The sequence below is a fragment of the Streptomyces sp. NPDC059452 genome, from assembly GCF_042750035.1.
In the GTDB taxonomy this organism is placed as follows: Bacteria; Actinomycetota; Actinomycetes; order Streptomycetales; family Streptomycetaceae; genus Streptomyces.
Genome location: NZ_JBHYVE010000042.1, coordinates 1 through 7,321, shown reverse-complemented (window position 1 = coordinate 7,321; position 7,321 = coordinate 1). Strand labels below are relative to the sequence as shown.

At 70.8% G+C, this 7,321-nt stretch carries 8 protein-coding genes; all 8 read right to left on the bottom strand.

Going from position 1 to position 7,321, the window contains the following annotated elements:
- Positions 1–143: 143 nt before the first annotated feature.
- Complete coding sequence (locus tag ACFW9Z_RS33625; protein ID WP_384646946.1) at positions 144–1,283, bottom strand: lysophospholipid acyltransferase family protein; 1,140 nt, start codon at positions 1,281–1,283, stop codon at positions 144–146.
- A 15-nt stretch (positions 1,284–1,298) separates the two neighbouring features.
- Complete coding sequence (locus ACFW9Z_RS33620; protein WP_384646943.1) at positions 1,299–2,387, bottom strand: NAD-dependent epimerase/dehydratase family protein; 1,089 nt, start codon at positions 2,385–2,387, stop codon at positions 1,299–1,301.
- A gap of 232 nt (positions 2,388–2,619) precedes the next feature.
- Complete coding sequence (locus tag ACFW9Z_RS33615) at positions 2,620–2,718, bottom strand: 30S ribosomal protein bS22 (RefSeq protein ID WP_003948845.1); 99 nt, start codon at positions 2,716–2,718, stop codon at positions 2,620–2,622.
- Between the two features lie 131 nt (positions 2,719–2,849).
- The gene (locus ACFW9Z_RS33610; RefSeq protein ID WP_015609302.1) at positions 2,850–3,062 is read right to left on the bottom strand and encodes a helix-turn-helix domain-containing protein; all 213 of its coding nucleotides are present in this window, start codon (positions 3,060–3,062) and stop codon (positions 2,850–2,852) included.
- 129 nt (positions 3,063–3,191) lie between these two features.
- Positions 3,192–4,007: a phosphatase gene (locus tag ACFW9Z_RS33605; RefSeq protein ID WP_384646940.1), complete on the bottom strand. Its 816-nt coding sequence runs from the start codon at positions 4,005–4,007 to the stop codon at positions 3,192–3,194.
- Between the two features lie 105 nt (positions 4,008–4,112).
- The gene (locus ACFW9Z_RS33600) at positions 4,113–5,285 is read right to left on the bottom strand and encodes an acetoin utilization protein AcuC (RefSeq protein ID WP_384646938.1); all 1,173 of its coding nucleotides are present in this window, start codon (positions 5,283–5,285) and stop codon (positions 4,113–4,115) included.
- The gene (locus tag ACFW9Z_RS33595; RefSeq protein WP_384647021.1) at positions 5,254–6,489 is read right to left on the bottom strand and encodes an MFS transporter; all 1,236 of its coding nucleotides are present in this window, start codon (positions 6,487–6,489) and stop codon (positions 5,254–5,256) included. The genes ACFW9Z_RS33600 and ACFW9Z_RS33595 overlap by 32 nt, the downstream gene beginning before the upstream one ends.
- Positions 6,490–6,561: 72 nt before the next feature.
- Entirely contained in the window at positions 6,562–7,206 is a 645-nt protein-coding gene (locus ACFW9Z_RS33590; protein WP_384646936.1) for an HAD family hydrolase, read from the bottom strand.
- Positions 7,207–7,321: the final 115 nt, after the last annotated feature.

Here is a 7,321-nt window from a genome sequence, read left to right as displayed (position 1 = left end):
CCGCCCCCGCGCCCCCCTGGGCCCCCCCCGCGGGGGGGTGTCTGGCGGTCTAAGAAAACATCCCGTTGTTCTTGTCGAGTTTTTTGGTTGGGGGGCCGGTTCGTGTCTCGCCGCCCCCCCCCCCCTCTCCGTAACCGGACGGCTCAGAAGAAGACCGACCTCCGCTGCACCAGCAGCTTGTACAGCGTGTGCTGGATCTGCTCCCGCACCTGGTCCGTCAGGTTGAACATCAGCATCGGATCCTCCGCCGCCTCCGGCGGATAGCCGTCCGTCGGGATCGGCTCACCGAACTGGATCGTCCACTTCGTCGGCAGCGGCAGCGCACCCAGCGGCCCCAGCCACGGGAACGTCGGCGTGATCGGGAAGTACGGGAAACCCAGCAGCCGGGCCAGCGTCTTCGCGTTGCCGATCATCGGGTAGATCTCCTCGGCGCCCACGATCGAGCACGGCACGATCGGCGCCCCCGCCCGCAGCGCCGTCGAGACGAACCCGCCCCGCCCGAAGCGCTGGAGCTTGTAGCGGTCGCCGAACGGCTTGCCGATGCCCTTGAAGCCCTCCGGCATCACCCCGACGATCTCGCCCAGCTCCAGCAGCCGCTGCGCGTCCTCCGCACAGGCCAGCGTGTGCCCGGCCTTGCGGGCCAGCTCGTTGACGACCGGCAGGTGGAAGACCAGATCGGCGGCGAGCAGCCGCAGATGGCGCTCGGCCGGGTGGTGGTCGTGCACCGCGACCTGGAGCATCAGCCCGTCCAGCGGCAGCGTCCCGGAGTGGTTGGCCACGATGAGCGCCCCGCCGTCCGACGGGATGTTCTCGATGCCCTTCACCTCGACCCGGAAGTACTTGTCCGCCAGCGGCCGGAGCGCCGACATCAGGACCTGGTCGGTGAGCTCCTTGTCGTAACCGAACTCGTCGACCTCGTAGTCGCCGGTGACCCGCCGCCGCAGGAACGCGAGCCCGCCCGCGATCCGCCGCTCCCAGCCACCGTCCGCCGCGCCCACCGGGACCTCAGAGGACTCCAGAGACTCCAGGGATTCAGGGAACTCCAGGGACTCGGGGGAATCAGAGGGCTCCAGGGGCTGCTGAGGCTTCTCCCCGCCCTCCGAGGACGCCGGGGAGCCCGGGGAGGGCTCGGGGAGCCTGCCCCCCGGCAGGGCGCTCACAGGGGCCGTGGAGCCGTCGCTCCGGCCGCCGCTGCCGGTCCCGGTCCGGCGCCGGGCCGGACGGGAGCCGCCGCCGGACCGCGAACGGTCGTCGTCGAACGGAATGACCTTGGCGTCCGCCATCGTCGGTGCGCTCCTCTACCTGGCCCCGTGAGTCGTCTGTACCGCACCGGCCCCGCGCTCCCGCGACCCAGCACCCCCCGGCAGCGGCAGCGCCGCCAGCCGGTCCACCGCCCGGCCCGCCGTCTCCGGCGGCAGCAGCCCGGGGCCCCGGCTCCGCGCGAACTCCGCGAAGGTCTCGGCCGTGGTGAACCGCGGCCGGAAACCGAGGGTTTCGCGCATCTGGACGGTCGAGACCACCCTGCCATGGGTCAGCAGCCGGATCTGTTCCGGCGAGAAGTCGGTCATCCCGATCGTACGGAGCGCCGAGCCGACCCAGGTGACGGCGGGCAGCAGCACCGGCACGGTCGGCCGCCCCAGCCGCCGCGAGCACTGCGAGAGCAGCAGCACGCCCTCCCCGGCGATGTTGAAGGTCCCGCTGTTCAGCGTCCCGCGCCGGGGCTCGCGCGAAGCGATCCCGAGTACGTCGACGACATCGTCCTCGTGCACGAACTGGAGCCGGGGGTCATAGCCGAAGACGGTCGGCAGGACGGGCAGCGAGAGGTAGTCCGCGAGCGGCGAGTCCGGGCGCGGCCCCAGGATGTTGGCGAACCGCAGCACGCAGACCGCGACGTCCGGCCGGCGGCGGGCGAAGCCCCGTACGTACCCCTCGACCTCCACCGCGTCCTTCGCGAACCCGCCGCTCGGCAGCGACTTGGGCGGGGTGGTCTCGGTGAAGACCGCCGGATCGCGGGGCGCCGACCCGTACACGCTCGTACTGGACTTCACCACGAGCCGCTGCACGGTCGGCGACTTCTGGCAGGCACCGAGGAGCTGCATGGTGCCGATGACGTTGGTCTCCTTGATCGCCGTCCGGCCGCCGGCGCCGAGCGCCTTGCCGGAGACGTCCAGGTGCACGACCGTGTCGACGGCGTACTCGGCCAGGATGCGGGCCAGCGCGGACTGCCGGATGTCCGCGCGGACGAACTCCGCGTCCCCCAGCGAATGCGCGGGCGCCACCGCGTCCACGGCGATCACCCGGTCCACCCCGGGCTCCCGCTGGACGCGCCGGACGAAGCGGCCCCCCAGCTGCCGGGCCACTCCTGTGACGAGGACGACCTTCCCCAAGACCAGCGCCTTCCCTCGGAGCGGGAAGCGGTACCTGCTCTTCCCGCGGTGACTTCCTTGGCCGTCACCGTAGCGGGTGGACGGTTCCCTGTGACGTCCCCGGGGCGCGCCTTGACCCAGGCTTGGCCCGAAGAGCGGCGCCTGTGCGGCCCGCCCACCAGCCATGGCAAACACACCGCAGCCCTCCCGCCAGGACGGCGGGAGGGCTGCGGATCTCACGAACTGCGTTCGCTTACTTCTTGTTGCGACGCTGAACGCGCGTGCGCTTGAGCAGCTTGCGGTGCTTCTTCTTCGCCATCCGCTTGCGCCGCTTCTTGATAACAGAGCCCACGACTACCCTCGCTCACTTCATTTTCACTGGTGCGGGGCGTCTGGGCCCACACGACCTACGTCGGCCTAGCCTACCCGCCACTGGGTGAGGGACGTAATCCGAGGGCGGACCTCAGCCGTCCGAGGGCGGCCTCAGGCTGATTCCACCCCCACAAAGGACTCGCGGAGATACGCGTGAACCGCTTGCTCCGGCACCCGGAAGGACCTTCCCACCCGGATCGCCGGCAGATGACCGCTGTGCACCAAGCGGTACACGGTCATCTTCGACACCCGCATGACCGAGGCGACTTCCGCCACGGTCAGAAACCTGACCTCGTTGAGAGGCCTTTCGTTGTCAGCAGCCATGACCCACCTGTACCTTCCGCACCGGACGCGCACCGGCTTCCCCTCCGGTGACTCTTCGTCGTTGTGCGCTCACTCCCCAGGTTAGGGGCGGGTGGTGCGAGTGGGGAAGAGGAGGGACGTCCGGGGCGGCTACGAGGACAGACCTGCCCGGTGGAGCACATAGCGCGTCAGTGGCCGGTAGTAGTGCGCACGGACCCCGTCGTCGATCGGCACGACGACCGAAACCCGCCCCTCCGCCTCGCCGACGAAGAGCGCGGGATCGTCCGTATCCGCCGGTCCGATCGCCTCGATACCGAGCTGACCTGCACCGCAGACCCACCCGTGATCCCCGATCACCAGCTCCGGAAGCACCCCGTACCGCTCCGCCGCGTCCTGGAGCGCCACCCGGACCGGCAACGGGGAATGCGTGTGTGCGCCGGTCTCACCACCCGTGGGCCGCCCCCCGGGTTCGCGCACCAGGGCGACCCCCCGTACGTAGTCGAGGCGGTAGGTGCGTACGCCGAACTGGGTCGTTATGTCGATACATCTCCCCTGCGCGGGGGTGAGGACAGGACATCCCGCCGCCGACAAGGCGTCTGCCAGCCCGGCGTAGAACCCCAGCAGCCGGTGCGGATGCCCGGTCCCCAGCAGCACCGGGGCCCGCAGCGACGCCACCCGCCCCAGCCGCTCCGCGAACGCGTCCAGCGCGGCCACCGTCCGCTCCGGGTCGATCGCGTCAGGACCCGAGACATGCGCGGGATCGGCCGAGACCCCGCACCGGTCCGCCATCAGCCGCAACAGCTCCGGCTCGCCCCAGGCCCGCTCGGGCGTGAGCCCCAGCGTCACCCGCGGATCGCGCGCGGCGAACAGGCGGTAGCTGCGCAGGCTGTTCTCGCGCGGGGTGGCCACGGGCCCGGCCAGCCGGGCCGCCAGCAGATGGGCGCGTAACGCTCCGGTGCTCAACACCCCATGGATGCTGCCGCACCGGCCCGCCCCGGAGGCCGGATTCCCGCTTTCACCCCACCGTTGGCGTAACGGCACGGCACAATGCCCATCCGGTACGCCGCCGGGTCAGGCGAGCAGCCCCCGCAGCGGGAACGCCGCCTTACGGGTCGCGATGACCGCCTGGTCCAGCCGGTCCGCCGGGTCGTACCCGTCCTCCCAGGACTGCCAGGAGGGCGTACGCCCGTCGGTCATCCGGCCCGGTCCCAGCTGCCGCGTACGGGCGTAGACAAGATCGCGCCAGGACGGCGGGACCACGGACTCCGGGTTGACGGGCGCGTGCGCGGCGATCCCGACGAGATGCGTCCACGACCGGGGTACGACATCCACCACCGCGTACCCGCCCCCGCCGAGCGCCACCCACCGCCCGCCCTCGGAGTACTGGTGGGCCAGCTCGTGACAGGACTCCATGACCGCCCGCTGCGCGTCCAGGGAGACGGCGAGGTGGGCGAGCGGGTCCTCGAAGTGCGTGTCGGCCCCGTGCTGCGTCACGAGCACCTGGGGCCGGAAATCGGCCAGCAGCTCGGGCACGACCGCGTGGAAGGCCCGCAGCCACCCGGCGTCCCCGGTCCCGGCGGGCAGCGCCAGGTTCACCGAGGAGCCCTCGCCCGCCCCGGCCCCGGTCTCTTCCGGCCACCCGGTCTGCGGGAAAAGGGTCCGGGGATGCTCGTGCAGCGAAATGGTGAGCACCCTCGGGTCCTCCCAGAACGCGGCCTGGACCCCGTCCCCGTGGTGGACGTCCACATCGACGTACGCGACCCGCTCGGCGCCCAGCTCCAGCAGCCGGGCGATGGCGATGGCCGGATCGTTGTAGATGCAGAACCCGGCGGCCGCCCCCGGCATGGCGTGATGCAGCCCCCCGGTGAAGTTCACCGCGTGCGCGGTCTCACCCCGCCAGACGGCCTCGGCAGCCCCCACGGAGAGCCCGGCGATCAGCGCGGACGCCTCGTGCATCCCGGCGAACGCCGGATCGTCGACGGTCCCGAGCCCGTAGTCCTGGTCGGCCGCCCGGGGATTCGCCGAGGCCGCCCGCACCGCCGACACGTAGTCCTGCCGGTGCACGAGCCGCAGGGTGGAGTCCCCCACGGCCTTAGCCGCCCGCAGGTCCACCGCCTCGTCCAGCCCGAACGCCCGCACCAGCCCCATCGTCAGGGCCAGCCGGACCGGGTCCATGGGGTGGCTCTCCCCGAAGTCGTATCCCGTAACTGCGTCATCCCACATCAGCTGTGCGCGGCCGCTCATGCCCGCCACCGTATCGGGCGGGATCCGGCGCGAACGAGCGGGCATACACCAGCGTCACCAGCACCAGAACCATCGGTACGAGCATGGCTCCCCGGTAACTCCACGCATCGCCCACAACCCCCACCAGCGGCGAACCCACCAGGAACCCCACATAGTTGAAGATATTGAGCCGGGCCACGGCGGCATCGCTGTTCCCCGGGAACATCCGCCCGGCCGCCGCGAAGGTCTGCGGCACGATCACACAGAGCCCGAGCCCGAGCATCGTGAACCCGAGCATCCCCACCCAGGCCCCCGGCGCCCCGGCCACCACCGCGAACCCGCCGGCCGCCAGCAGACTCCCGCCCCGCACCACGGCCACCGCCCCGAACCGCCGCACCCCGAGATCCCCGACGGCCCGTCCCAGCAGCGTTGTCACCATGTAGACGTTGTACGGAACGGTCGACATCTGGTCCGAGCTGCCGAGCACGTCCTGGAGGTACTTGGCACTCCAGTTGGAGACGGTCGAGTCACCGATGTACGCGAAGCACATCACCAGGCAGAGCGGCAGCAGCAGCTTGAACGGGACACCCCCGCTCACACGTGCTTCGCCGGCCTCCCCCTTCGCCTCCGGGTCCCTCCCCTCCGGGCCCCTCCCCTCCGTGTACCACCGGCTGCCGACCAGCGCGGCGGGCAGCAGGAGCACCACCACGGGAAGGTAGGAGACGAACAGCGACAGATCCCAGCGCGCCCCGACCCAGGCCAGGGACGCCCCGGCGATCCCACCAAGGCTGAACGCGGCGTGGAACCCGGTCATGATGCTGCGCCCGTACGCCCGCTGGAGGCTGACGCCCATCATGTTCATCGAGGCGTCGAGCGCCCCCACCGCAAGCCCGAAGACGCCGAGCGCCACGGCGACCTGCCACATCTCCCGCCCCGCGCCCGCCCCGAGCAGGGCGAGCAGGACGAGCGGCTGGGCCCACCGCAGGACGACCCCGGGCCGCACCCGCACGACCAGCTTCCCGGTGAACACGCTGCCGACCCCCGCCAGGATCGGGACAGCGGCGAGGAAGACGGGCAGCAGCCCGTCGGATATCCCGTACTGGTCCTGAAGGGCGGGGATACGCGTCACCAGGAGCGCAAACGCCACCCCTTGGACACCGAAGCTCAACGCCAGTGAAGCCCGGCCACGCCGCAAGCCCGGACCTGTCCTGCCCACGTCTGTCATGGCCGCGTCTGTCATGGCCGCGTCTGTCATGGCCGCGAGCGTAGGCCCAGGCTCTACCCATGGGTAGATGGATCAGGCGAGCAGTTCCGGGAGTTGGGACATGTCCGAGAAGTACCCGGTCACTCCGGTCAGCCGGTCGGCGGGCATCATCGACGTGAACCCGTACACGTCCATCCCCGCGGCCCGGGCCGCCTCGACGCCGAGCGGACTGTCCTCGATGACGACACACCGCTCCGGCGCGACCCCCATCCTCTCGGCGGCGTGCAGGAACAGGTCCGGTGCCGGCTTGCCCCGCCCGACGTCCTCCGAGCTGAAGATCCACTCCTCCTCGAACCACTGGTCGATCCCGGTCTTACGGTGCCCGACCCGGATCTTCTCGTGGCTCCCGGAGGAGGCGACGCAGTAGTCGACCCCGTCGGCGACGAGCTTGCCGAGCACTTCCTCGGCCCCGTCCACCGCGACCAGCTCCCGCTGGAAGGCAGCAAAGGTACGGGCGTAGAGGGTGGACTCGAAGTCCGCGGGCAGCTTCTCGCCACCCCGCTCCTCGACGAGATCGTGCACCCGGTGCACGGCGGCCCCCATGTAGTCGCGGAGCGACTCCTCGTACGAGGTGGGGTGACCGAGTTCGGTGAGGTAGCCGGCGAGGATGGTGTTGGCGATCGGCTCACTGTCGACGAGCACACCATCGTTGTCGAAGATGACCAGTTCGTAGCGCATGGTCCGACCCTAGACGTTCAGAACGCAGAAAAGCCCCGCACCACAAGGGTGCGGGGCTTTCCCACAATAATTGTTCGGCGGCGTCCTACTCTCCCACAGGGTCCCCCCTGCAGTA